The sequence below is a fragment of the Sandaracinus amylolyticus genome (assembly GCF_021631985.1).
Classification (GTDB): Bacteria; Myxococcota_A; Polyangia; order Polyangiales; family Sandaracinaceae; genus Sandaracinus; species Sandaracinus amylolyticus_A.
Genome location: NZ_CP070225.1, coordinates 4,933,801 through 4,959,791, shown reverse-complemented (window position 1 = coordinate 4,959,791; position 25,991 = coordinate 4,933,801). Strand labels below are relative to the sequence as shown.

General features: G+C 71.5%; 19 protein-coding genes. 16 read left to right on the top strand and 3 right to left on the bottom strand.

Features of this window, described 5'->3' with window-relative positions; genetic code table 11:
- Nucleotides 1-67 precede the first annotated feature (67 nt).
- The 3 genes from I5071_RS20910 (at nucleotide 68) to I5071_RS20900 (ending at nucleotide 4,937) form a co-directional block, all read left to right on the top strand.
- Nucleotides 68-1,804 carry an ABC transporter ATP-binding protein gene (locus I5071_RS20910; RefSeq protein ID WP_236607265.1) on the top strand — a complete coding sequence of 579 codons (1,737 nt, stop codon included), beginning with the start codon at nucleotides 68-70 and terminating at the stop codon, nucleotides 1,802-1,804.
- The gene (locus I5071_RS20905; RefSeq protein ID WP_236607264.1) at nucleotides 1,804-3,561 is read left to right on the top strand and encodes an ABC transporter ATP-binding protein; all 1,758 of its coding nucleotides are present in this window, start codon (nucleotides 1,804-1,806) and stop codon (nucleotides 3,559-3,561) included. Before I5071_RS20910 ends, I5071_RS20905 begins: the two co-directional genes overlap by 1 nt.
- A 125-nt stretch (nucleotides 3,562-3,686) precedes the next feature.
- Nucleotides 3,687-4,937: an alkyl sulfatase dimerization domain-containing protein gene (locus tag I5071_RS20900; RefSeq protein ID WP_236607263.1), complete on the top strand. Its 1,251-nt coding sequence runs from the start codon at nucleotides 3,687-3,689 to the stop codon at nucleotides 4,935-4,937.
- A 1-nt stretch (nucleotide 4,938) separates the two neighbouring features.
- Here the strand turns inward: I5071_RS20900 and I5071_RS20895 are convergent, their stop codons facing one another.
- Nucleotides 4,939-5,415 carry a hypothetical protein gene (locus I5071_RS20895; RefSeq protein ID WP_236607262.1) on the bottom strand — a complete coding sequence of 159 codons (477 nt, stop codon included), beginning with the start codon at nucleotides 5,413-5,415 and terminating at the stop codon, nucleotides 4,939-4,941.
- A gap of 212 nt (nucleotides 5,416-5,627) precedes the next feature.
- Between I5071_RS20895 and I5071_RS20890 the strand changes: the two genes are divergently transcribed.
- A complete protein-coding gene (locus tag I5071_RS20890; RefSeq protein ID WP_236607261.1) occupies nucleotides 5,628-7,259 on the top strand; it encodes a thiamine pyrophosphate-binding protein in 1,632 nt (543 codons plus the stop codon).
- A gap of 373 nt (nucleotides 7,260-7,632) precedes the next feature.
- Nucleotides 7,633-8,898, top strand: a complete 1,266-nt coding sequence (locus I5071_RS20885; protein ID WP_236607260.1) for a hypothetical protein — start codon at nucleotides 7,633-7,635, stop codon at nucleotides 8,896-8,898.
- Nucleotides 8,899-9,268: 370 nt separating this feature from the next.
- On the opposite strand, the gene I5071_RS20880 is transcribed toward I5071_RS20885, so the two are convergent.
- Complete coding sequence (locus tag I5071_RS20880; RefSeq protein ID WP_236607259.1) at nucleotides 9,269-9,976, bottom strand: DedA family protein; 708 nt, start codon at nucleotides 9,974-9,976, stop codon at nucleotides 9,269-9,271.
- 330 nt (nucleotides 9,977-10,306) lie between these two features.
- Here I5071_RS20880 and purH point away from each other — a divergent pair, with 330 nt between their 5' ends.
- From purH to I5071_RS20855, 5 genes are all read left to right on the top strand, one after another.
- Nucleotides 10,307-11,866: a bifunctional phosphoribosylaminoimidazolecarboxamide formyltransferase/IMP cyclohydrolase gene (gene purH / locus I5071_RS20875; RefSeq protein ID WP_236607258.1), complete on the top strand. Its 1,560-nt coding sequence runs from the start codon at nucleotides 10,307-10,309 to the stop codon at nucleotides 11,864-11,866.
- Nucleotides 11,867-11,984: 118 nt separating this feature from the next.
- Nucleotides 11,985-13,256, top strand: coding sequence for a phosphoribosylamine--glycine ligase (gene purD / locus I5071_RS20870; protein WP_236607257.1), 1,272 nt, complete (start codon nucleotides 11,985-11,987; stop codon nucleotides 13,254-13,256).
- 16 nt (nucleotides 13,257-13,272) lie between these two features.
- Nucleotides 13,273-14,712, top strand: coding sequence for a hypothetical protein (locus I5071_RS20865; RefSeq protein WP_236607256.1), 1,440 nt, complete (start codon nucleotides 13,273-13,275; stop codon nucleotides 14,710-14,712).
- Between the two features lie 38 nt (nucleotides 14,713-14,750).
- The gene (locus I5071_RS20860) at nucleotides 14,751-15,635 is read left to right on the top strand and encodes a tetratricopeptide repeat protein (RefSeq protein ID WP_236607255.1); all 885 of its coding nucleotides are present in this window, start codon (nucleotides 14,751-14,753) and stop codon (nucleotides 15,633-15,635) included.
- On the top strand, nucleotides 15,635-16,048 hold the full coding sequence (locus I5071_RS20855; RefSeq protein WP_236607254.1) for a hypothetical protein: 414 nt from the start codon (nucleotides 15,635-15,637) through the stop codon (nucleotides 16,046-16,048). The genes I5071_RS20860 and I5071_RS20855 overlap by 1 nt, the downstream gene beginning before the upstream one ends.
- Nucleotides 16,049-16,133: 85 nt before the next feature.
- On the opposite strand, the gene I5071_RS20850 is transcribed toward I5071_RS20855, so the two are convergent.
- The gene (locus I5071_RS20850; RefSeq protein ID WP_236607253.1) at nucleotides 16,134-16,928 is read right to left on the bottom strand and encodes a hypothetical protein; all 795 of its coding nucleotides are present in this window, start codon (nucleotides 16,926-16,928) and stop codon (nucleotides 16,134-16,136) included.
- A gap of 210 nt (nucleotides 16,929-17,138) precedes the next feature.
- On the opposite strand from I5071_RS20850, the gene I5071_RS20845 reads away from it, so the two are divergent.
- From I5071_RS20845 to I5071_RS20820, 6 genes are all read left to right on the top strand, one after another.
- The gene (locus I5071_RS20845; protein ID WP_236607252.1) at nucleotides 17,139-17,816 is read left to right on the top strand and encodes a TetR/AcrR family transcriptional regulator; all 678 of its coding nucleotides are present in this window, start codon (nucleotides 17,139-17,141) and stop codon (nucleotides 17,814-17,816) included.
- An 18-nt stretch (nucleotides 17,817-17,834) separates the two neighbouring features.
- Nucleotides 17,835-19,784: an acyl-CoA dehydrogenase family protein gene (locus I5071_RS20840; protein ID WP_236607251.1), complete on the top strand. Its 1,950-nt coding sequence runs from the start codon at nucleotides 17,835-17,837 to the stop codon at nucleotides 19,782-19,784.
- Nucleotides 19,785-19,788: 4 nt separating this feature from the next.
- On the top strand, nucleotides 19,789-20,655 hold the full coding sequence (locus I5071_RS20835; RefSeq protein WP_236607250.1) for a MaoC family dehydratase: 867 nt from the start codon (nucleotides 19,789-19,791) through the stop codon (nucleotides 20,653-20,655).
- A gap of 45 nt (nucleotides 20,656-20,700) precedes the next feature.
- Nucleotides 20,701-22,053 carry a 3-oxoacyl-ACP reductase gene (locus I5071_RS20830; RefSeq protein WP_236607249.1) on the top strand — a complete coding sequence of 451 codons (1,353 nt, stop codon included), beginning with the start codon at nucleotides 20,701-20,703 and terminating at the stop codon, nucleotides 22,051-22,053.
- Between the two features lie 195 nt (nucleotides 22,054-22,248).
- A complete protein-coding gene (locus I5071_RS20825) occupies nucleotides 22,249-24,279 on the top strand; it encodes an ATP-binding protein (protein ID WP_236607248.1) in 2,031 nt (676 codons plus the stop codon).
- Between the two features lie 32 nt (nucleotides 24,280-24,311).
- Nucleotides 24,312-25,880, top strand: a complete 1,569-nt coding sequence (locus I5071_RS20820; RefSeq protein ID WP_236607247.1) for an ATP-binding protein — start codon at nucleotides 24,312-24,314, stop codon at nucleotides 25,878-25,880.
- Nucleotides 25,881-25,991 lie beyond the last annotated feature (111 nt).

Sequence of the window (25,991 nt, the reverse complement as noted above, 5' to 3'; positions counted from 1 at the left end):
CACTCGGCGCATGGGACCCAATGAGAGCGAACAACCCACGCTGAAGGGGTTGAGGCGGCTGCTCGGGATGCAGGGGCCGCTCGTCGTCGCGGCCGCGCTCGCGTCGACGTCGGCCGCGGCCCTCGCGCTCGTGCCGTTCTTCGTCGTCGCGCGCATGGCGACCGCGATCTACGCGACCCCTCCGGACCTCGACACGGTCCGCTCGCTCGCGCTCGTCGCGGCGCTCGCGCTGGCGCTGCGCTACGTCCTCGTCGCCGGCGCGAACGTGCTCGCGCACGTCGCGGCGTTCCGCACGTTGCACGCGCTGCGCCTCGAGCTCGCGAAGAAGCTCGGCGCGGTGCCGCTCTCGTTCTTCAGCCGTCGCAGCGCCGGTGAGCTGCGCAAGACGCTGATGGACGACGTGAACCAGATCGAGGCGTTCATCGCCCACCACTTCCCCGACGCGGTCGCCGCGTTCGTCGTGCCGATCGCCACCACCATCGCGTTGCTCGGGGTCGACTGGCGCATGGCGCTCGCGAGCATCGCGATGGCGCCGCTCGCCGTCGGCGCGATGGCGGTCGCGATGCGCGGCGCCGGCACGGCGCACCAGCAGTGGAACGAGATCCAGAGCCGGACGAACCGCTCGTTGCTCGAGTACCTGCGGGGCATCCAGGTCATCAAGACCTTCGGCCTCTCCGCGCAGCGCTTCGGCGAGCTCTCGCGCTCGATCGACGAAGGTCTCGCGTGGATGGAAGGCTTCATGCGCACCAACGGCCGCGGGTACGGCGCGTTCGGCGCGCTCATCGGCTCGAGCCTCGTCGTGCTCGTGCCGCTCGGCGGCTTCTTCTACACGCGCAGGACGCTCTCGCTCGAGTCGCTCGTGCTCTTCCTCGTGCTCGGGCCGCAGCTCCTCATGTCGCTGATGCGGCTGATGTTCGCGTGGGGGAACGTCGAGCGCATCGAGGCCGGCAACGGGCGCATCCAGGCGATCCTCACGGCGCCGGATCTCGAGCGCACCGCGGGCCTCGCGCGGCCTGCGCACGACGGCATCGCGTTCCGCGGCGTCGGCTTCCGCTACGAGGACGGCGGCCCGGAGGTCCTCCACGACGTCTCGTTCGAAGCCCCGGCGGGCAAGGTCACGGCGCTGGTCGGGCCTTCGGGCGCGGGCAAGACGACGCTCGTGCGGCTCGTTCCGAGGCTGTGGGAGGCGGCGAGCGGCGCCGTCGAGCTCGGTGGCGTCGATGTGCGCACGTTCGCGCTCGACGCGCTGCTCTCGCGCGTCTCGATGGTGTTCCAGGACGTGTTCCTCTTCCACGGCACGGTCCGCGACAACCTCCGTCTCGCTCGGCCCGACGCCACCGACGCGCAGATCGACGCCGCGTGCCGCGCTGCGCGCGCGTACGACTTCATCCAGGCGCTGCCGCAGCGCTACGACACGCTGCTCGGCGAGCGCGGCGCGAGGCTCTCCGGCGGCGAGAAGCAGCGCCTGTCCATCGCGCGCGCGCTGCTCAAGGACGCGCCGGTGCTGCTGCTCGACGAGGCGACGGCATTCGCCGATCCCGAGAACGAAGCGCGCATCCAGGAGGCGCTCTCGGAGCTCTGCGCCGGGCGGACGGTCCTCGTGGTCGCGCACCGGCTGTCCACCATCGCCACCGCCGATCACATCGTCGTGCTCGAGGGCGGCCGCGTGTCCGATCGAGGCACGCACGACGAGCTGCTCGCGCGCTGCGCGCTCTACCAGCGTCTCTGGGAGAGCCACACCGAGGCGCTGGACTGGTCGTTGGGCGAGGCGGATGCGCCTGCGGTCGCGAAGGAGGTCGCGTGATGCTGCGAGACGTCTTCCTGCTCGGCGAGCGGCTCGCGGGCCGTCGCGACGCGCGGCTGCGGCGCGGCTTGTTCTTCGCGTTCGGCGAGGCGCTGGCGATCGCGGCGCCCTACGCCGTCGTCCTGCTCCTCGTGCGCGAGGCGCTCGAGCGCCGGCTCTCGATGACGCTCACGGGGTGGGCGACCTTCGCGATCGCGCTCTCGGTGCTGCTGCGTCTCGTCCTCTCTCGCGGCGCGATGTCGAACATCTTCATCGCCGCGCACGCGCTCATGGGGCAGGCGCGCATCCGCACCGCGGATCACCTGCGGCGCCTGCCGATGGGGTTCTTCACGCAGCGCCGGAGCGGCGAGCTCGCGGGCGTGCTGACGACGGATCTCGCGCTCGTCGAGGACGTGTGGTCGCACACCGTCGCCGTCTTCGCGGCGAGCTTCGCGCTGCCGATGCTCGTCGGCCTCGGCCTCTGTGCCCTCGACTGGCGCTTGGGGCTCGTCGTCCTCGCCGCGCTGCCCGTCGCGCTCGTCGTGCTGGCGGCGACCACGCCCGTCTTCGTGCGTGAGATCGACGCGGTGCTCGACGCGGGGGCCGACGTGAGCGGGCGCGTCGTCGAGTACGTGCAGGGCATCGCCGTGCTCCGCGCGTTCGGCCGCCACGGCGACGTCTATCAGCGCTTGGTGAGCGCGATGGAGCGGCTGCGCGACGCGCTCGTCCGCGCCGACGTGCTGCCGTCGCCGCTGCTCGCGGCGTTCGGATTCGTGATCGAGGTGAGCTTCGTCGCGGTGGCGTACGCCGGGAGCGAGCTGGTCCTCCGAGGCTCGATCGAGCCCGGCGTGCTGCTCGTCTTCCTCGTGGTGACCGTGGGCGTCGTGCAGCAGGTGGCCGGTCTCGGCGTGGCGCTGCTCCTCTTGCGAGCCTCACAGCGCGCGCTCGGTCGCGTCGACCGGCTGCTCGCGGAGGAGCCTCTCGCGGAGCCGTCCGCGAGCGCGCCGCCGATCCAGAGGTTCGACGTGGAGGTCGACGCGGTGTCGTTCGCCTACGACGAAGACGCCGTGCTCGACGGGGTCTCGGTGAGCTTCCCCGAGCGCTCGCTCACCGCGCTCGTCGGCGCGTCGGGATCCGGCAAGTCGACGCTGGTCCATCTCGTCGCGCGCCTCTGGGACATCCCGAGGGGGCGAGGCGCGATCCGCATCGGCGGTGTCGACATCCGCGACGTGCCCTTCGAGCAGCTGCACCAGCACATCGCGATGGTGTTCCAGGACGTCGTCCTCTTCTCCGGCACGATCCTCGAGAACCTCCGCGTGGGGCGGCCCGACGCGTCACGCGAGGAGGTCGAGCGGGCTGCGAAGGCTGCGCGTGCGCACGACTTCATCACGGCGCTGCCGGACGGCTACGACACCGTGCTCGGCGAAGGCGGCGGAACGCTCTCGGGTGGCGAGCGCCAGCGTCTGTCCATCGCGCGCGCGATCCTCAAGGACGCGCCGATCGTGCTGCTCGACGAGGCGACGGCCTCGGTCGACGCGTCGGCGGAGGCCGAGATCCAGCGAGCGATCGACGAGCTCGTCGCGAAGAAGACCGTCGTGGTGATCGCCCATCGACTGCGCACGGTGCGGCGCGCGCATCGGATCGTCGTGCTCGAGCGAGGGCGCGTCGCGGAGTCCGGCACGCACGACGAGCTGATCGCCGCGGACGGCGTCTACGCCGCGCTCTGGCGGGAGCAAGAGCGCGCGAAGGGCTGGCGGCTCGCGGCGACCGCGAGCTGAAGGCGCGCCGTGGCGAGGCTCCGAAGCACACGAGCACGCTCGCCGACGAGCAGACGTCGTCGGTCGTCTCGGAGCCCACGAGCGCGGAGGGCCGTGCGCGAGGCGACTCGCGTAGCATCGTCGCCGTGGGGAAGCTGACGCAGCTCGCGGAAGACGTCATCGACGGCATCGTCGACGTCGAAGAGGTCGCGCCGTTCACGCCGCGCCTCGAGCTCGACGAGATCGCGCCCGGCATCGCGTTCGTGTCGAGCTTCGCGAACGCGACGGCGATCACGACCGAGCGCGGGCTCGTGCTCGTCGACACCGGCTCGTTCCTGCTCTCGGGGCAGGTGCACGTGAGCCTCCGGATGTGGCGCCCCGACGCGCGCGCGCACGCGGTCGTGTTCACGCACGGGCACGTCGATCACTGCTTCGGCGTCGAGCGCTGGGAGCAGGAGGCGGACGCCCGTGGTTGGGCGCGCCCGACCGTCTACGCGCACGAGCTCGTGCCCGCGCGCTTCGCGCGATATCGACGCGCCCGCGGTTGGAACGCCTGCATCAACCAGCGTCAGTTCCAGACTCCGGTGCAGTTCCCCGAGCGCTTCCGCGATCCCGACGTGACGTACTCGACGCGCCTCGCGATCGACGCGGGCGGCGAGCGCATCGAGCTCTTCCACGCGCGCGGTGAGACCGACGACGCGACGTGGGCGTGGTTTCCCTCGCGGCGGCTCGTCTGCGCAGGCGACCTCGTCATCTGGGCCTGTCCGAACGCCGGCAACCCGCAGAAGGTCCAGCGCTATGCGCTCGACTGGGCGCACGCGCTGCGCGCGATGGCCGCGCTCGAGCCGGAGCTCCTCACGCCCGGCCACGGCCTGCCGATCGCGGGCGCCGAGCGCGTGCGCGCGCTCTTGATCGACACCGCGGAGCTGCTCGAGTCCCTGCACGATCAGACGCTCGCGCTGATGAACCAGGGCGCGCGCCTCGCCGACGTGCTCGCGACGGTGAAGGCACCGGCACACTTGCTCGAGAAGCCGTACCTGCGACCGACCTACGACGAGCCCGCGTTCATCGTGCGCAACGTGTGGCGCCTCTACGGCGGGTGGTGGGACGGCGAGCCCGCGTCGCTGCAGCCCGCGCACCCTCGTGATCTCGCGCGCGAGATCGCGTCGATGTGCGGCGGCGCGAGCGCGCTCGCAGATCGCGCGCTCGCGCTCTCCGACGCGGGCGAGCACGCGCTCGCGTCGCACCTCGCGCAGATGGCAGGCGACGCGGCGCCGCGCGATGCCGGCGTGTGGCGCGCGCGTCGTACCGTGCTCGCGCGACGCGCCGATGCCGCGACGTCGGTGATGGCGCGCGGGATCTACAAAGCGGCGTCCGAGGAGACTCCGAAGGAGTGATCTACGCCGCGTGCTCCGCGTCCTCGCGCTCCTGCGCGTCGAGCCGGCGCGCCGCGACGTCGATGCGCGCCTGCATCGCGAGCTGTCGCTCGTCCATCGGCGGTCGGCCCGCGAGCGCCGCGCCGGCGCCGCCCGCGCCCGCGACGATCCAGTCGAGCGGCGTGCGCCCTGCGATCCACCCACCGACGTCGGCCTGGGTGATCACCGAGAGCCAACCGACGCCCTCTCGCGCCGCGACCAGCGCGGTCATCGCGTACAGATCGCCGAGCGCGCCCATCGCGAACCCGAGCAGGAAGAGCACCGCGGCCCACCGTCGATCGAAGAGCGCGCCGAGCGTGCGGCACGGCCGGCCGAGCACGACGCCCAGCGCGACGGCCGAGCCCGCCATCACGTACCAGTGCATGTCGAACCCGGTCCACCGGTTGAGCTCGCCCCACAGCACGATGCCGATCAGCGTGCTCGGGATCGCATAGGCCATCGCGCGACCCGGACGTTGCGCGTCGCGCGCTCCGTCGATCCAAGATCGCGCGAGCGCGACGACCTCGGGATCGTTCTCCGGTGGCAGTTGGTGCTCGTAGACCATCCGGCTCATCGCGCGAGTCTACGAGATTGTCGTCCTCGCGATAGAAATGACGCTCTCGCCTCGCTACCATCGCGACCCACCTTTCTCAGGGGATCGGGAGGACACCCATGCTCCACGGCGGTCGGATCGTCGCACGCGCGCTCAAGAACGAAGGGATCACCCACGTCTTCACGCTCTGCGGCGGGCACATCCAGAACATCTACGACGGGTGTCTCGACGAGGGCATCCGCGTGGTCGACACGCGCCACGAGCAGACCGCGGGGCACGCGGCCGACGGCTACGCGCGCGTGACCGGCAAGCCCGGCGTCGCGCTCGTCACCGCGGGCCCCGGCGTGACCGACGTCGTCACTGCGGTCGCGAACGCGCAGCGCGCGGGCGTGCCGATGATCGTGATCGGAGGCGCGGGCCCGGTCGCGTACAAGCACATGGGCTCGCTGCAGGACATGGATCACGTCGAGCTCATGAAGCCGATCACGAAGTGGTCGGCGACCGTGACCGAGACGCGACGCCTCGAGGAGTTCGTCACGACCGCGTTCCGCATCGCCACGACCGGCGTGCCGGGCCCGGTGTTCCTCGAGATCCCGCTCGACATCCTGATGAACTTCGCGACGGACCAGCAGATCGTCCGTCCGACGCAGTACCGCAGCGAGCTCACGCCCGCGCCCTCGAAGGAGGCGATCGAGGCCGCCGCGAAGCTGATCGACGGCGCCGAGCGCCCGATGGTGATCTGCGGCTCGCAGCTGCGCTGGTCGCGCGACAAGGGCGCGCTCGAGCGCTTCCTCGCGAAGCGCCCGATGCCGACGTTCCTCAACGGCATGGCGCGCGGCGCGCTCGCGCCCTCGCACAGCTGCTTCATGTCGCGCTCGCGTCGCGCTGCGCTCGCGGGTGCCGACGTCGTGATCGTGCTCGGCACGCCCTTCGACTTCCGCGTCGACTACGGCCGCGAGGGCACGTGGGCGAAGGACGTGAAGGTCATCCAGATCGACCTCGATCCCGAGGAGCTCGGGCGCAATCGCGGCGTCGACGTCGGCATCCCGGCGGACAGCGGTCACGCGCTCGCGGCGCTCGAGCAGGCGATCGCGAAGAAGGACGCCGGCGACTGGCTCGCGACGATCCGCGCCGACGAAGAGGGCCGTCAGGGCAAGATGCGCGCGGAGATCGCGGGCGGCGCGACGAGCCCGCCGAACCCGCTCTGGGTCTGCAGCGAGCTCGCGAAGTACGTGCAGGACGACACGATCGTGATCGGCGACGGCGGTGACTTCGTCGCGACCGCGGCGTACACGCTGCCGATCCGGTGGCCGGGGCTGTGGATGGATCCCGGCCCGCTCGGCACGCTGGGCGTGGGCCCGGGGTACGCGATGGCGGCGAAGCTCGTGCGCCCCGAGAGCCGCGTGATCCTGGTGTACGGCGACGGCAGCTTCGGCCTGCACGGCCTCGAGTTCGAGGCGATGGCGCGCCAGGGGATCAAGGTCGTCGGCGTGATCGGCAACGACGCGTGCTGGACGCAGATCTATCGCGGTCAGCGCGACATCTTCGGCGCGGAGCGCACGCCCGCGACGAAGCTCGCGTACACGCGCTACGACCTCGTCGCGGAAGCGGTGGGCGCGAAGGGCTTCTACGCGGAGACGCCGGACCAGGTGAAGGACGCGCTGCAGAAGGCATTCGAGTGCCCGGAGCCGGCGCTGGTGAACGTGAAGATCGGCTCGTCTGATTTCCGGAAGGGCGCGATCTCGGTCTGAGCGAGTCTCGGCGTGCGTCGCGGGGCGGTGGCTCCGGCGCCCTGGTACTCGCGGCTGCTGTCATGAGCGGCCGCGAGCTTCGGGCATCGGAGCTTCGCTCGCTCGTGCGCTCCGCGCACAGCGCTCGCTCGCCGGCGATCGTGCCTCGGACGTGAGCCCGGCGCACGACGTGATCCCATCCGGAGCGGGCCACGCTCTCCGCTCCGAGTTTGCTCACGAATTCCGCGAAAATTCCGCGGGCACACACGGTGCAGACCGCGCTGCCCTCGTGAGCGTCACCGTCTCCATGTGGCTGGGCGTTGCGTTCCTGGCGCTATGCCTCATCGCCGTCCTCCTCCAGGCCTGGCTGTGGAACCCGAAATACTGGGATCCGGTGGCCAAGAAGAGTCACGCGCCGCCGTTCTGGATGGCCGTGCATCGCGTCGTCGGATACGCGTACGCCGCGATCTACGTCGTGATGATGATCTACATGGTGCCGCGACTCTGGGAGTACCAAGTCGAGCTCCCGGCGCGCACGGTCATCCACGCGGTCGCCGCGATCACGATCGGCGTCGTCCTCTTCACGAAGATCTTCATCCTCCGGTTCTTCCGGTACTTCGAGGAGTCGATGCCCGCGCTCGGGCTCGTGCTGCTCGTGTGCACGATCCTGCTGGGCACGCTCTCGCTGCCCTTCGCGATCCGCGCGCACGGCAGCGCCGAGCTGTTGCACGACGAGAACCGCGAGCGCGTCCGCGGCATCCTCGCGAGCCTCGATCTCCCGTCGGGCTACACGGCGGAAGGGCTCTCGAGCGTGTCGTCGCTCGAGCAAGGTCGTGAGGTCGTCACGCGCGAGTGCACGCTCTGCCACGACCTGCGCACGATCCTGAGCGAGCCGCGCACCGGCTCGGGCTGGCTGAGCCTCTGCCGCCGCATGCAGAACAAGCCGACGCTCGGCACGCCGCTCAGCGACGTCGACGTGCACGTCGCGACCGCGTACCTGATCGCGATCACGCCGAACCTGCAGGAGGACCTGCAGCAGCGTCGCGACGAGGAGGCGGATCGCGAGGACGTCGTCGCCGACCTCGAGGCGGATGTCGGAGCGCCGCCGGCGGAAGGCGCGGCTGTCGAGGGCGCGGCGCCGGCTGCCGAAGGTGCGCCCGCCGAGGCTGCCGCCGCGCCGGCTGCCGACGGTGGTGTGCCGCCCGACGGAGGGACGGTCGCGCCCCAGACCGACGCGCCGCTGGTGATCGCGGCCGCCGAGGAGCCGGAGCGACGCAGCCGTGGCCGTCGTGGTCGTCGTGGTCGTCGCTCGCGCGGCGGTCAGTCGAGCTCGGGCGCGACGCTCGCTGCGACGGCCCCTGCGGCGGCGTCGGGCGGAAGCGCGTCGAGCGCCAGCAGCGGTGGTGGTGGGTCCGCGCCCGCCGCGGCGGGATCCGCGACGCCGCAGCTGCGCTACAGCCCCTCGCTCGCGCGTGAGCTGCTCCAGCGCGCGTGCACCGACTGCCACGGTCTGTCCGACATCGACGAGCACGGCGGTGACGATCGCGCGGGCTGGGCCGGCGTCGTGCGTCGCATGATCCGCGAGGGCGCCGAGCTCTCGACCGACGAGGCGCGAATCATGGTCACGTACCTCGCGCAGCGTTACCCCGTCCAGCAGTGAGCGAGCGCGGCGAGCCACCGCACGAACAGCGAAGAGAGCGAAGAGACACGAAGAGCGCGCGAGCGACGGCCAGGTCGCTCGCGCGCTCTCGTCTTTGCGTGCTCGCGAGCGTGGCTTGCGAAAGCGCGATCTCGAGGACGATCTGGGGAGGCTTCGGTGTGCACGCTCGCGCAAGGGCGCGCTGGCGCGCGCTCGCAGCTGTTCCGTCCGGGTCTCGGCGAGCGGGCCGCTCGTGGTGGGGTTGCTCCGCGGTGGAGCCGCTCTCGAGCCCCGCAGCATCGTGCTCGGGGGCGTGTTCGAGAACACCCGCGCTCGCTCGCGCTCTCGATGCCGTTCTCGTGCGACACACACGCGAACGATCGGCGAGCGGCTACTCTGCGATCGCGTCCTTGCCCGACGACGACGACGATGCGGGCGGCTGCGCGCTCGACTCTTCGCGCGCTTCCGCGACGACCTCACGGTCGACCTTCTCCGCGAGCTTCTTCTTGATCGCCTTGCTCACGTAGTGCCCCACCACGAGCACCACGACGACGACCAGCACGCCGATCGTGACCGCGCGCTCCGCGGTCTGGGTGTGGCTGAAGAGATCGTCCCAGCGATCCGCGAAGAACCAGCCGAGCCCCATCCACAGCGGCAGCGAGATCGCGAGCGCGAGCATGTCGGCCACGATGAAGCGCGGGTACGAGATGCCGTGGATCGCGGCGATCGCGAAGGTCGGCCCGCGGAAGCCCGCGACGTGTCGCGCGAAGAACACGACCAGCGTGCCGTGCTTCTCCATCAGGCCCTCGACGTAGCGACGTCGCGGCTCGGGCATCATCCGCTGGATGGGCCGCCACTTGTAGATGCCGGGCCCGATCCGCTTCGCGAGGAAGAAGAGCGCGGTGTCGCCCGCGAACACCCCGAACGCGAGCGCCGCGACGGTGAGCCCGAGATCGGTCAGCCCACGCTGCGCGAGGATCGCGCCCGAGATCATCACGATGTCCTCGGGGAGCGGCAGGCCGAGCCCCGCGGCGATCAGCGCCGCGATCATCAGGCCGTACGACCCGTTCTCCACGAAGAATTGGACCGCTTGCTCCATCGACCTCGGCCCCGGTTCTAGCGGCCGCGCCCGCCCGCGACAAATGGACGCGGGACGCCGTGCCGCGCGAGCAGTGGAGCAAGACGACGGCCACCATGCCCGTGAAGAAACGTGGCGTGCGATCTCGCGCGACCACGTGTGCTCCGCGTCCTCTCGGATCGACGCCGCGGTGTCGATCGCCACGGGGCGCGTCGACCTCGCCACACACGTCGCGATGGTCTGCTCCGTGAGATGCGCGCGGGCGCACAACTCTCGTTGACGCATCGCGTTGCGTCCAGTACCTCGCGGCCCGGGCGCACGGTGCCCACGCTTCGCAGAGGAGGATTCGCGATGGCTCGAATCGAGAGAGCGCTGGTCTCGGTGTCGGACAAGCGCGGCGTGATCGAGCTCTGCCGCACGCTCGCCGACAAGGGTGTCGAGATCCTGTCGACCGGCGGCACCGCGAAGGCGCTGCGCGGCGCCGGCATCGCGGTGATCGACGTCGCCGAGTACACGGGCTCGCCGGAGGTGATGGACGGACGCGTGAAGACGCTCCATCCGCGCGTGCACGGCGGGATCCTGATGCGCGACACGATCGGCGATCGCACCCAGCTCACGGAGCTGGGCGGCCAGGCGATCGATCTCGTCGTCGTGAACCTCTATCCCTTCGAGGCCACCGTCGCGCGCAACGCGCCGCACGACGAGATCGTCGAGAACATCGACATCGGCGGGCCCTCGATGATCCGCAGCGCGGCGAAGAACCACGCGCGCGTCACCGTGGTCGTCGACCCCGCGGACTACGACGAGGTCGTCGCCTCGCTCGACGCGCCCGAGGGCCCGAGCGCCGCGCTCCGCGCCCGCCTCGCCGCGAAGGCGTTCGCCCAGACCGCCGCGTACGACGGCGCGATCGCGGCGTACCTCACGTCGATCGACGCGAGCGGCGCGCGCACCGAGTATCCGGGCACGCTGACGTTCTCGCTCGAGAAGGCGTACGGCCTGCGCTACGGCGAGAACCCGCACCAGAGCGGCGCGTTCTACGTCGAGCGCAACGCGCCTGCGGGCTCGCTCGCGCGCTCCGAGTCGGTCGGCGCGGGCGGCAAGGAGCTCTCGTTCAACAACCTCGTCGACTGCGACGCGGCGCTCGAGGCGGTGCGCGAATTCGACGAGCCCGCCGCGGTCGTCGTGAAGCACACGAACCCCTGCGGCGTGGCGACGCGCGGCACGCTGCACGACGCGTATCTCGCGGCCCGCGAGGCCGACGCGCTGAGCGCGTTCGGCGGCATCGTCGCGCTGAACCGCCCGGTCGATCTCGCGACCGCGAAGCACCTCGTCGAGACGTTCCTCGAGTGCGTGATCGCGCCGAAGTTCGCGGACGACGCGCTCGAGCTGCTGCGCACGAAGAAGAACCTGCGCCTGCTCGCGACGGGCGAGTGGCTGCGCGCCGATCACCGCGCGCTCACCGCGAAGAAGGTCGACGGCGGGTTCGTGGTGCAGCAGCGCGACGCGAGCGCCGGCGTCGAGACGGCGAACGCGAAGGTCGTCACCCAGCGCCGCCCGACGCCCGAGGAGCTCGCCTCGCTCGACTTCGCGTGGCGCGTCTGCAAGCACGTGAAGAGCAACGCGATCGTGCTCGCGCAGGGCACGACGACGGTGGGCGTCGGCGCGGGCCAGATGTCGCGCGTGGTGAGCGTCGAGATCGCGGTGAAGAAGGCGGGCGACAAGTCCCGCGGCAGCGTGCTCGCGAGCGACGCGTTCTTCCCGTTCCCCGACGGAGTCGAGGCCGCGGCGAAGGCGGGTGTGACCGCGGTGGTGCAGCCCGGTGGCTCGGTGAAGGACGCGGACGTGATCGCGGCCGCGGACGCCGCAGGCATCGCGATGCTGTTCACCGGAGTCCGCCACTTCCGGCACTGAGACACACGTCTCGGGAGAGCAGGAATCCAGGAGAGAAGAGGAAGAGGATTCCCGCTCTCCTGCCACTCCTGCTCTCCTCGGAGGAAATCCTCCCTCTCTCCTGCTCTCCCGAGGCGCGATGAAGGTACTGGTCGTCGGATCCGGTGGGCGCGAGCACGCGATGGCGTGGAAGATCGCGCAGTCGCCGCAGGTCGAAGAGGTCATCGCGGCGCCCGGCAACGCGGGGATCGCCGCGGTCGCGCGCTGCATCGACGTGCGCGCCGACGACGTGCCCGGGATCGTCGCGCTCGCGCAGCGCGAGCAGGTCGGGCTCGTCGTGATCGGCCCCGAGGCGCCGCTCGTGATCGGGCTCGCCGACGCGCTGCGCGACGCGGGCATCGCGACGTTCGGTCCCTCACGCGAGGCGGCGAGGCTCGAGGGCTCGAAGGTGGTCAGCAAGGAGCTGATGGCCGAGGCGGGCATCCCCACCGCCGGCTTCCGCATCTTCGACGACGCCGACGCGGCCGAGGCCTACGTGCGCGAGGCCGGCAGACCGTTGGTGGTCAAAGCAGATGGGCTCGCGGCCGGGAAGGGCGTGATCGTCGCGGGAGACACCGACGAGGCGCTCGACGCGATCCGCACGATCATGCGCGAGCGCGTGTTCGGCGACGCGGGCGGGCGCGTGGTGATCGAAGAGGTCCTGCGCGGCCCCGAGGTCAGCTACCACGTCGTGTGCGACGGCACGCGCTACGTCGCGCTCGCGTCGGCGCAGGATCACAAGCGCCTCGCCGACGGCGATCGCGGTCCCAACACCGGCGGCATGGGCGCGTACTCGCCCGCCGCGCCGGTCACGCCCGAGCTCGAGCAGCAGATCCTCGCGCGCTGCGTGGAGCCCACGCTCGCGGCGATGCGCGCGCGCGGCACGCCCTTCGTCGGCGCGCTCTTCGTCGGGCTGATGATCGTCGACGGCGCGCCGTTGGTGCTCGAGTACAACGTGCGCTTCGGCGACCCCGAGACCGAGGTGCTGATGGCGCGCTGGCAGGGCGACGTGCTGCCGCTCTTCCTCGGCGCCGCGAACGGCGATCTCTCGGGCGTGCGTCCGAGCGCGACGAGCGGCGCCGCGCTGTGCGTCGTGATCGCGGCGCACGGCTACCCCGGCACGCCGCGCAAGGGCGACGTGATCGAGGGCCTCGACGATGCCGCGTCGCTCGAGGGCGTGCAGGTGTTCCACGCGGGCACGCAGCGCGCGGGTGATCGCGTGGTGAGCGCAGGCGGTCGCGTGCTCTGCGTCACCGCGAACGGCGCCGACGTCGACGCCGCCGCAGCGAGCGCCTACGCGGCGGTCGATCGCATCCGGCTCGCGGGCTCACAGCACCGCCGCGACATCGGCTGGCAGGCACGCACGCGCTGAGCGTACGCTCGGCGCGATGCGCATCGCGGCACCCGCGCTCGTGCCAGCGCTCCTCGTCTCCTCGTTGCTCCTCTCCTGCACCGCGACACACGAGCGCGCGGACGCATCTCCTCGTGCGTTCGTCGACGCGTGGCACGCCGCGTCGTGCGAGCGCGCCCTGCGCTGCGAATTCGCGGAGCGGAGCGAGCCACCGTCGGCATGCCATCCGACCGCGCGCGCATCGCTCGACGCGCGCATCGACGCGGTCGCGCGCGGTGACGCTCGCTTCGACGGAGCCCGCGCGGTCGAGTGCGTGGAAGGTCTCGAGCGCGCCGCCTGCGGCGACACGCAGGTGCTCGCCGCCGTGAGGCGCGCGTGTGACGGCGTCCTCGAGGGGGCGCTGCGCGCCGGCGATCGCTGTGATCCCACCGACGCGGAGTCCGACCTCTGCGCGCCGGGGCTGGGCTGCGCGGCCGGCTCGGATTGCGCGCGATGCGCGCCCGGGGGCGGTCCTCGCGAGCCGTGCGTCGGCCCCTCGCTCTCGTGCGAAGAGGGGCTTCGATGTCTGATCGTCCCGGTCGATCCGGAGTCGGGCGGGCTGCTGTGCGGCAGGCTTCGCGAGCCCGGTGAGCGCTGCAGCGACACCGATTTCTGCGAGAGCGGCGTCGAGGGCCACCGCCACTCGTGCCAGGACGGCGTATGCACGCCGGTCACGCGCCTGCCGCTCGGGGCCGAGTGCGTCTGGGTGCGCGACCAGTGCGAGGAAGGTGCGCACTGTGGCGCGTCGAACGTCTGCGAGCCCGTCGGGTGGCTGGGTGATCGCTGCGACGCTTCGCACCCGTGTCTTCTCTCGCTGCGCTGCGAAGAGGGCGAGTGCACGAGCGAGGATCCCACACGCGCGTGTTATCTCGACTCCCAGTGCCCGCCGAGCGCGCCGTGGTGCATCTCTGCGAGGTGCTCGTCGGATCCCGCAGGCGCTCGGTGCGATGCCGGCGCCCCTCCCGGTGAATCGTGCCCCGGCGACCTGACGTGCAGCATGGGCATTCACTGCATCCGCACGGTCGCCGACGGCGAGCCGTGCAGCACGCGGTTCGGTGCGCGCTGCGGCGAGCACGCGCGCTGCCTCGACGAGCGGTGCGTCGCGATCGCCCGGCCCGGCGCGGCGTGTGCGTCGAGCGCGGTGTGCCCCACGGGCTTCTCCTGCGATGCCGGCGAGTGCGCGCCGCTTCCGTCGCTCGGCGACGCATGCGAGGACGTTTGTCTGCTCGGTGAGTGTCGCGACGGGCGCTGCGTGCGCTCGCCCGAGGGTGCCGCCTGCGACGCTCCCGACGACTGCGAGGGCTCGTGCATCGTCTCGACGTGCCAGCCTCCTGCTTCGGAGGGCGAGCCCTGTGGTGCCGCGGGACGCTGCGCCGCGCCGCTCGAATGCCTCGTCGACGCCGACGGCTCGGCGAGCTGCGCCGTTCCCGCGTGCTGAGTTGTTCGCGCCGAGGGGCTGCGGCATCCTCGCGGGCGGTGCGTTCCGTTCTCGCGCTCTCGTTCGCGCTGCTCGTCTCGATCGCCTCCAGCGCGTCTGCGCAGGGCGCGCACACCGGTGGCGCGCACACCGGCGGAGCGGCCGTCCCACCGCCGCGCGATCTCTTCGCCGAGCAGTACACCGAGGCCTCGCGCGCGTGGCACGAAGGGCGGTACGAGGACGCGCTCGCGCGCTTCCGCGCGCTCTACGCCTCGAGCGGTCGCGCCGAGCTCCTCTACGACATCGGCGTCACCGCGGATCGCCTCGGGCGGCTCGAGGAGTCGATCATCGCGTTCGAGCAGTACCTCGCGTCGGTGCCCGACGCGCGCAACCGCACCGAGGTCGAGCAGCGCCTCGCCTCGCTGCGCGACGATCTGCGCGAGCAGCAGCACGTCGACGTGACGCCGCCGCCGCGCGAGACCCCGCGCCGCGAGGATCGTCCGGTGATGACGCCGATGGGCGGCGAGCCCGCGCCTCCGAGCGAGCCGTCGCGGTCGGTCGTGATCTCGGATCCGACGCCGCCGGTCGACGAGGTCGTCGACAGCGGTCCCTCGTTCGTGTGGACCTGGCCGCTGCTCGTGCTCACCGTGGGCGCCGCGATCGCGTCGCCGATCGTGTGGGTCGAGGGAGAAGGGCGGCGCGACGAGCTGCGCGATCAGTGCGCGATCACCGGGTGCACGCGTGACTTCGTGAGCGGCGAGCTCGAGGGCTACGAGATCGCGACCAACGCGCTGTGGATCTCTGCGGCCTCGCTCGGTGTGCTCACCGCGATCGTGTTCTTCGTCGAGGGCTCGGCGCGCACGACCGTGGTGCGCCACGCCGAGCGCGAGGGCGTGCGTCTGCAGGTCGGCCTCGGTGGGCTCGCGCTCGAGGGGACCTTCTGATGCGGCGCGTGCTCGTGACGATCTCGCTGCTGCTCGCGTCGTGTAGCTACGATCTCTCGGGCTTCGACTTCGAGGACGGAGGGACCAACACGCCGCGCGTCGACGGCGGAGGGACCTGCAATCCGTTCACGAGCGCCGAGTGCGGCGCGATGACGACCTGCAGCGTGCTCGTGCGCCCCGCGACGACGATCGCGCGCTGTGCCGGTGAGGGCACCGGGACGCCGGGCACTGCGTGCGCCGGCACCGGTAGCTGCCTGCCGATGCTCGTCTGCGACGCGCCGGCGGCCGGCGACGGAACGTGCACCGCGTTCTGCACCACGTCGCGCCCGTGCCCGACCGGCATGACCTGCGACACGGCCGCCCCCATGCCCCTCTTCACGTGGGACGGCACGCCGGCGTACCGCTGTCGCTGAGTCCTCGCCGGAGTGCTCGTCCCGCAGGTCCCGGACGGGAGCGGGACCGGCGGGCGAGCCGATTTTCTCGACAGTCCTCGAGCGATCAGACGTCGTCGTAGCGCAGCGGACGCACCGGCGCGCGACGCAGCCGCGCCAGCACCGCGAGCGCGTCCTCGAGCAGCTCCAGCGTCGGCGACGAGTGCATGCGCACCACCGCCTCGCCGCCATCGACGTCCACGCGCAGATCCGCGCAGCGCGCGTCGAGCCGGAGCAAGCGCCCGCGCGTCTCGTGATCGAGCACGCTGCGCACCGTCGGCTCGTGGCCGCGCACCAGGAACGCGCCGTCGAAGCGGTCGTCGCCCACGTCGATGTCGGTGAGCACGCCAGCGACCTTGCGCAGATCGTCGAGCAGTCGCTCGGGCTCGAGCCGCACCGCGCCGATCCCGCGCGGCGCCGAGGTCGCGATCGCCCAGTGCACGCGCAGCGCGCCGTTCGGCTTCACGCGCACGTCGATCGGCAGGCGAGGGCGCAGCTCGCGCAACATCGACTCGATGCGCTCGCGCGCGAGCACCGTCTCGACCGTCGGATCGGCGCCGCCGCTGCGCGATCCATCACCACGCGGCGCGCGCGACGAAGGGCGACGCCACGCGCGAGTGAGCGAGCTCCATCGCGCGATCACGCGCTCGAGCGCGGCGATGCGCACGCCCAGCTCCGCGACCTGATCTTCGAGGCGCGTGCTCCGGGCGGCCTCGCTGCGCATCAGCGCATCACGTGCCGCGAGCTCCGCGCTGCGAGGGACGTCCTCGAGGCTCCATCGCGAGACTCCGAGCCCCGCGGCGAGCTCTTGCCAGAACACGTCGGTGAAGCGCGACTCGAGATCCTTGAGCTCGGCGAGCATTCGCGCTCGCTCTCGCCCGAGCGCCGAGGCGTCCGTGCGATAAGGCACGACTCCAATGTAGCGCAACGAGTGTTTCCTCGGTGTTCCGAGTTGATCGCGATCCGCTCGCGCGCGCCGACAAGTCCCGCGGTGTGGGACCCAGTCGTTCCGTCGCTTGCGACTTCCTCTAACGAGTGGTAGGGATCTCCCGACCGAGCGTTAGGGAGAGTCGTGGCAACCCCTGCAAGCCGTCGCAGCAGCGCACCGAAGAAGGCCGACGCGAAGCCGCGGCCCGAGCCGGACGCGCGTGATCGAATCCTCCGCGCCGCGACGAAGCTCATCGCGCAGAAGGGCCTCGACGCGACCTCGCTGCAGGACATCGCCGACGCGGTCGGGATGCGGAAGCCCTCGCTGCTCTGGCACTTCGCGAGCAAGGACGAGCTGCACCGCGCGGTGCTCGACGCGCTCCTCTCGCGCTGGAACGAGGCGCTGCCCGCGCTGATGCGCGCCGCGACGCGCGAGGATCGCTTCGACGCGGTGCTCGACGAGACCATCGCGTTCTTCGCCGAGGATCCCGATCGCGCGCGCTTGCTCCTGCGCGAGGCGCTCGATCGTCCCGACGCGATGCGCGCGCTGCTCGCGACGTACGCGTCGCCGTGGATGGCGGTGGTGACCGAGTCGATCCAGCGCGGTCAGAGCGCGGGGGCGCTGCGCGCCGACGTCGATCCCGAGGCCTACGTGGTGATGGTGATCCACCTGGTGATCGGAAACGTCGCGACCACCGGCACGGTGTCGATGCTCGCCGCTGCGCGCGGGAGCAACGGGTCGCGGAGCACGGGGACGAAGCTCCCCGCGCGCATCGCGAACGAGATCAAGCGCGTCGCGCGTGCGGCGCTGATGGCTGGCTGACCGAGGGGACTGATCGCAATGGGCAACTTCTACAAGGACAACGACGACCTCCGCTGGTACTTCGAGAAGGGGCTCGACTGGGACGCGCTGGTGCGCGTGACCGAGCACGAGTTCCGGAGCCCCGGCGGCCCGAAGAGCACGGAGGAAGCGACCGAGCTCTACCTCGAGATCGCCGACATGGTCGGTCAGTTCGTCGCCGACGAGATCGCGCCGCACGTCGCGCGCATCGATCGCGAGGCGGTGATCTTCGAGAAGGGCGAGGCGCGCCTGCCCGACTTCCTCCAGGGCATCTTCGATCGGATCAAGCAGATGGAGCTGCACGGCCTCTGCGTGCCGCGCGAGCTCGGCGGCATGAACGCGCCGCTCGCGCTCTACTACCTGGCGAGCGAGATCTTCGGGCGCGCCGACGTCAGCACGATGGCGCACCACGGCTTCCACGGAGGCATGGCGCTCGCGGCGCTCATGTTCTCGATCCGCGAGGGCACGACCGAGGTCGATCCCACGACCGGCGAGATCAAGAAGACGCGCTTCGAGAACGTCATCCGCGAGATCGCGCGCGGCGAGTCGTGGGGCTGCATGGACATCACCGAGCCCGACGCCGGCAGCGACATGGCGCAGCTGCGCGCGGTCGGTGAGCAGGACGAGAAGGGCAACTGGTTCGTCACCGGCCAGAAGATCTTCATCACGTCGGGCCACGGGAAGTGGCACTTCGTGATCGCGCGGACCGAGAAGGCGGGCGCGCCCGACGATCCCTTCGCGGGCCTCAAGGGCCTCTCGATGTTCCTCGTGCCGACCTACGAGGATCTGCCCGACGGAACGCGCCGTCGCGTGGTCACGCTCGAGCGCGTCGAGGAGAAGCTCGGGCACCACGCGTCGGTCACCGCGGCGCTCGCGTTCGAGCGCGCGCCCGCGATGCTGATCGGCAAGAGGGGCGAGGGCTTCGAGTACATGCTCACGCTGATGAACGGCGCCCGCGTGGGCGTCGGCTTCGAGTGCGTGGGCCTCTGCGAGGCCGCGATCCGCCTGGCCGAGGAGTACGCGGCGCAGCGTCGATCGATGGGCAAGACCATCGATCGCCACGAGATGATCGCGGACTACCTCGAGGAGATGAAGACGGACGTCGCGGGCATCCGCGCGCTCTGCGTCGAGGGCGTGTTCCACGAGGAGATGGGCCAGAAGCTCGGCCTGCAGCTGAAGTTCCGCGGCGATCTCTCGGCCGAGGAGCGCAAGGCGATCGAGAAGAAGGCCGCGCGTCATCGTCGCGCCGCGCGTCGCGTCACGCCGCTGCTCAAGTACCTCGGCGCCGAGAAGGCGGTCGAGATGGGAAGGCGCTGCGTGCAGATCCACGGCGGAGTCGGCTACACGACCGAGTACGGCGCGGAGAAGCTGCTGCGCGACGCGATGGTGATGCCGATCTACGAGGGCACCTCGCAGATCCAGGCGCTCATGGCGATGAAGGACACGCTCGGCGGGATCATCAAGAACCCGCAGCGCTTCGTGCGTCGCGGCGCGCAGGCGCGGTGGCGCGCGGTGAGCGCGCGCGACGGGCTCGAGAAGAAGCTCGCGCGCATCCAGGCGATGTCGCACCAGGCGCAGCAGCACCTGATCATGCGCACCGCGAGCGACAAGCTGCGCGGCCTGGGCGCTGTGTTGGCTGGGAGAGACGTGCCGATCACCGAGTGGGCCGATCGCTTCGCGAAGAACTGGGATCCCAAGCGCGATTTCGCGTTCGCGATGCTCCACGCGGAGCGCCTCACGCGCATCCTCTGCGACGAGGCGATCGGCGAGATCCTCCTCGAGCAGTCGAAGAAGGATCCGGCGCGCCGCGAGATCCTCGAGCGTCACCTCGAGCGCGCCGAGCCGCGCGTGCGCTTCCTGCTCGACGAGATCACGACGACCGGCGATCGCCTGCTCGCGAAGCTCGGTCACGACGTGGGTGCGGCGGTCCACCGCGAAGCAGCGGAGTGAAGCGATGACCACCACCGAAGAGACGCTGCGCTTCGCGCGGCTCCAGAGGGACACGCTGCGCGGGATGGGCTCGCTCGCGCTCGCGGGGCTCGTGCCCGGGCCGCTCCGCGGCATGCCGCCGATCGTGCCCGGTGAGTGGCTCGAGCGGCGTGTGCCCGCGCTGCCCGACGCGCTGATCGATGCGTACGCCGACGCAGTGGGCGCGCCGCGCGACGGCACGGTGCCCGCGCATCTCTTCCCGCAGTGGGCGTTCGCGATGAGCGGCGAGCTGCTCGGCGGGCTGCGGTATCCGCTGCTGCGCGCGGTGAACGCGGGATGCCGGCTCGAGGTGCGCGGCGAGCTCCCGCGCGGTCGCGACCTGATCGTGCGCGGCCGGCTCGCGGCGATCGACGACGACGGGAAGCGCGCGGTGATCACGCAGCGCTTCACGACGGGCGTCGAGGGCGCGACGCAGCTGGTGAACGCCGAGGTGCGCGCGTTCGTGCCGCTCGCGAAGGGACGTCGGGGCGATGGCGCGAAGAAGGAAGCGCCGAAGGCGAGCGCGGGCGCGCGCGAGCTCGGGCGCTTCGACGTCGGGGCGCGCGCAGGGTGGGAGTTCGCGCTGCTCACCGGCGACTTCAATCCCATCCACTGGGCACGTCCGTGGGCGCGCGCGAGCGGGTTCCGCGGCGTGATCCTGCACGGGTTCGGGACCTACTCGCGTGCCTGGGAGATCGTGCGTCGCGCGCGCGGTGGGCTCGCCGAGCTCGATGCGCGCTTCACGCGGCCGCTCGTGCTGCCAGGGAGCGCGCGGGTGCTCGCGGACGGCGATGCGATCTGGGTCGTCGATGCGCAGGACGGCGTCGTGATGGAAGGGCGCGTGGTCCGGTGAAACGAGCACGTGCACGTGAGGGGCTGGAGAGATGGAGACGGTGAGATGAGCGACGTACTCCTGGAGATCGCGAAGCGCCCGGTGGCGCGCAACCTGGTGCAGCGCATCGGGCTTCCATCGCCCGTTCCCGAGCCGCTCCGTCGGGCCGAAGGTGCATGGCGCGAGCAGGAGCTCGCCGGGCTCGACGCGGTGATCGCGCTGCACGGGCCGATGTCCGACGTCGTCGCGCAGGTGCTCCGCGGCGCGGGCGCGCGCGTGCTGTCCGAGGCGCCGAGCGAAGGAAAGATCGGCGCGCTCGTGGTCGACGCGACGGGCCTGACGCGCGTCGCCGATCTGCGCTCGCTCTACGATGCGCTGCACGCACCGGTCGCGAAGCTCGCGCGCTCGGGGCGCGTGATCGTGATCGGTCGCGCGCCGGAGTCGATGGGCTCTCCCGAGGCCGCCGCTGCGCAGCAGGCGCTCGACGGGTTCGTGCGCAGCGTCGCGAAGGAGGTCGGACGCCGCGGCGCCACTGCGAACCTCGTGGTGGTCGGCGAGGGCGCGGAGGAGCGCGCGCGTGGCGTGATCGTGTTCCTCGCGAGCGCGCGCTCGGCGTTCGTGACCGCGCAGCCGTTCCGCGTCACGCGCGTCGCCGCGCCGCTCGCCGGCGAGATCGCTTGCGCGCGCTCGCTCCACGGCAAGGTCGCGCTGGTCACCGGCGCGGCGCGCGGCATCGGCGCGGCGACCGCGCGCCTGCTCGCCGCCGAAGGCGCGCGCGTGGTGCTCCTCGATCGCCCCGACGACGAGCGAGAGACGCTCGCGGTCGCGCGTTCGATCGGCGGCAGCACCATCTCGGCCGACATCACCGATCCCGACGCGCCGGCGCGCATCGCGCGCGCGATCACGGAGTCGCACGGCGGTCTCGACATCGTGGTGCACAACGCGGGCATCACCCGCGATCGCACGCTCGCGAAGATGTCGACGAAGGAGTGGGATCAGGCCGTCGACGTGAACCTCGGCGCGGTGGTGCGCATCACCGACGCGCTCGCGAAGGGCCCGCTGCGCGACGGCGGTCGCGTGATCCTGCTCTCGTCGATCGCGGGGCTCGCCGGCAACGTCGGGCAGAGCAACTACGCCGCGTCGAAGTCCGGCATCGCGGGCCTCGCGCGCGCGCTCGCGCCGCAGCTCGCGTCGCGCGGCATCACGGTGAACGCGATCGCCCCGGGCTTCATCGAGACGCGCCTCACCGCCGCGATCCCGCTGATGATCCGCGAGGCCGGCCGTCGTCTCGCGGCGCTCGGACAGGGCGGCGAGCCCGACGACGTCGCACATGCGATCACGTTCCTCGCCACGCCTCACGCGCACGGCCTGACCGGCCAAGTGCTGCGCGTGTGCGGTGGCGCGCTCGTCGGTGCGTGATCGAAATGCGTGCGTGCTGAGGCAAGTTGCCCCAGCACGCACGCTCACGCGTGTGATCGAGCGCCCGCGAGGCCCGAGCGGATAGGCGTTCCGAGGTTGCCTGCGCGCGAGGGAGCCCGTATCCCGTGATCGCGCGCACGATCGATCCTCGGTCGTGTCGATCCCCCGCCTCGCCACCGCGGAGCACCGCTGCTCGTGAGCTCGCCGCTCGTCTCTCGACTGGTCGAACGGCACAGCCGGGAGCTCGCGCTCGCGTGCGATGCGTCGGCCGTGATCACGTGGCGTGACGACCGCGCGCTGCGCGTCCTCGGCGTGCGGCTGGGTCAACGGCTCACCGAGCTCGCGTGCCCCGGCGCCGAGGAGAAGCTCGGGATCTTCTGCGAGCGCGCTGCGCGCGAGCCTCTCGAGGGATGGGAGCTCTGCGTGCTCGCGGGCGATCGCCCGGTGACGCTCGTCTGCGCGAGCGCGCCGGAGCCCGATGGCACCGGCTTCGCGGTCCTCGCGAGCGTGTTGCCCGAGGACCTCGTCGCAGTGTCGGGCTCGACGTCGGGCGCGCTGCGCGAGGTCGACGCGCTGAACCGCGAGCTCGCGCGACAGGGCCGCGAGCTGCTCCGCGTCAACCACGAGCTCTCGGAGTCGAACCGCGGGATCGTCCAGCTCCACGACGAGCTCGCGCAGCGCGCCGAAGAAGCGGCGACCAGCGCCGAGGTGAAGTCGCGCCTCGTCGCGAACGTGAGCCACGAGTTCCGCACGCCGATCCACTCGATCCTCGGGCTCTCGCAGCTCCTGCTCGACGAGACGGACGGACCGCTCTCCGAGGAGCAGCGCACGCAGGTGCGCTTCGTGCGCTCGGCCGCGGAGGAGCTCGCGCTGCTCGTGAACGACATGCTCGATCTCGCGCGCCTCGAGTCGGGCATCGCGAGCGTGCGCGCGTCGAAGTTCGCGATCGCCGATCTCTTCGAGACGCTGCGCGGCATGCTGCGCCCGCTGGTCCCCGAGGGTGATCGCGTGCAGCTCTCGATCGACGCGCCGCGCGACGAGGTCCTGCTGGAGACCGATCGCGGCAAGGTCGCGCAGATCCTCCGGAACCTCATCACCAACGGCCTCAAGTACACCGAGCGGGGCGACGTGCGTGTCGCCGTCGCGGCATCGTCCAACGAGGTGCGCGTCTCGGTGATCGACACCGGCATGGGCATCGCGCCCGCCGATCTGCCGCGCGTGTTCGAGGAGTTCTATCGCGCGCCCGCCGCGCTCCACCTGCGCGGCACCGGCCTCGGCCTGCCGCTCTCGCGCAAGCTCGCGGAGCTGCTGGGCGGCGCGATCGAGGTCGAGAGCGAGCTCGGCAAGGGCTCGCGCTTCACGCTCGTGATCCCGCGCGTGCACCCCGAGGTGCGCACCGTCGAGGAGATCCGCGAGCGTGGTCGCCAGCGCGATCCGTCGCGCCAGCCGGTGCTGGTCGTCGAGGACGACCGCAAGACGATCTTCGTCTACGAGCGCTACCTCTCGCTCGCCGGGTACCAGGTGATCCCCGCGCGCTCGATCGCCGATGCGCGCGCGCTGCTCGCGGAGGTGAACCCGGCCGCGATCGTCCTCGACATCATGCTCGAGGGCGAGACGAGCTGGGAGTTCCTCTCCGAGGTGAAGTCGAGCCCCGCGACGCGCGACATCCCGGTGCTCGTCGTGACGGTGATGAACCGCGAGCAGAAGGCGCGCGCGCTCGGTGCCGACGAGTTCTGGCTCAAGCCGCTCGATCAAGATCGACTGCTGCGCCGGCTCGAGCAGATCCCGAAGCGCGCGGGCCAGGCGAAGGTGCTCGTCATCGACGACGACGAGCGCGCCCGCTATGTCGTGCGGCGGCTGCTCGACGGAACCTCGTTCCAGCTGATCGAGGCAGCGACGGGCCACGACGGCGTGCGCCTCGCGCACGACCAGCAGCCGCAGGTCATCATCCTCGACTTCCTGCTCGAGGAGACTCCGTCGGCCGGTCGCATGACCGCGTTCGACGTGATCGACGCGCTGAAGTCCGATCCGCGCACGCGGCCGATCCCGGTCGTGATCCTCTCGTCGCACGCGCTGGGGGATGCGGAGCGCCAGCGCCTGGCCCAGACGACCGAGTCGATCCTCTCCAAGGAGAACCTCTCGAGAGAGCTGGCGATCCAGCGCATCCGTGATGCTCTCCACAAGGCGGGTATCCACCCGGTTTCGAACCCGGGACACGGGGGCTAGGTACCGAGAGACCCCACTTCCGTCACCTTGCGATGGGCGAGACCGACCGAGAAGCGCTGATCCTGAACGTCAACGACAACCTCGCTGCGCGTTACATGGTGACGCGGATGCTGAGGGGCGCGGGGTACCGCGTGGCGGAGGCGGCGACGGGACAGCGCGCGATCGAGCTCGCGCGCGGGCTACCACAGCCCGACGTGATCGTGCTCGACGTGAAGCTGCCGGACACCGACGGGTTCGAGGTGTGCCGGCAGCTCAAGTCGTGCTCGGAGACCGCGAGCATCAAGGTGCTCCACACGTCCGCGGCGTTCGTCACGCCCGACAAGAAGGTGCTCGGCCTCGAGGTCGGCGCCGACGGGTACCTCACCCAGCCCTTCGAGCCGCAGGAGCTGATCGCGACGGTGCGCTCGCTGCTGCGCCTGCGCTCGGCCGAGCTCGAGCTGCGCGCGCGCGCCGAGCGTCTCATCGAAGCGGATCGACGCAAGGACGAGTTCCTCGCGATGCTCGGGCACGAGCTGCGCAATCCGCTCGCCGCGATCTCGAGCGCGCTCCCGCTTCTCGCGATGCAGCCGGCGCGCGACCCGCTCGAGGAGCGCGCGCGCGCGGTGATCGATCGCCAGACCAAGCAGCTCGCGCGGCTGGTCGGTGATCTGCTCGAGGTCGCGCGCGTCACCCGCGGCGCGATCGAGCTGCGCCGCGAGCGCCTCGATCTGCGCGCGTGGATCGCGACCCTCGCGGCGTCGATGAGCGACACGCTGCCGAACGCGAGCACCCGACGCGTCGAGCTCTCGCTCGGCGAAGATCCGGTCTACGTCGAGGGCGATGCCGCGCGCATCGAGCAGATCTTCACGAACCTCCTCGACAACGCGATCCGCCACACGCGCGTGGGCGGGCGCATCGAGATCGCGCTGCGCACGCTGACGGATGTGGAAGCGCATCCGCGCGGCGTCGCGGAGCTCGTGCTGCGCGACGACGGCGACGGCATCGCGCCCGAGGTGCTGCCGAAGCTCTTCGCGACGTTCTACCAAGCGGCGCCGGGCATCGCGCGCTCCGCAGGCGGGCTCGGCCTCGGGCTCTCGCTGGTGAAGCGCCTGATCGAGCTGCACGGCGGGTCGGTCGCCGCGCGCAGCGATGGCCTCGGGCGCGGCAGCGAGTTCGCGGTGCGCTTCCCGCTCGCGCGCGCGGAAGGCGCGAGCGAGGGCAGCTCGGGCGAGCGCTCGGCAGGTGGCGTGGTGCTGCTCTCGACCGACGAGCGCACGGGCGAGACGCTGCGCGATCTGATCGGTCTGTGGGGGCACGCCGCGACGTTCGTGCGCGATGTGCCCGCGGCGATCGACGCGATCGCGCTCGCGGGCGCGGACCTCGTGCTGATCGACGTCGCGGGCATGACCGGCGTGCGCGAGGTGGTGCGCCGGCTGCGGGCCGCGACGAGCGCCGCACCGAGCGGCGAGGCGCGCATCGCCGCGATCGCCGACCACTCCGCGCGCCGGCGTGTCGAGGATGCGGGGTTCGACGTGATGCTCGACACGCCGGTCGACGCGTCGAGCCTCCGCGAGGTCCTCGACACCACGCTGCGCGCGCGCGGGCAGCGCCGGAGCGCGTAGACGAATCGGCTGTCTGGGCGGCTGATCTCAGCCGATTCGCCTGGCATGTGACGCATCGGTAGCCGATTCGACCGTTCACGATCGTCGACGTGAGCGTGGTCGGCGACGGGT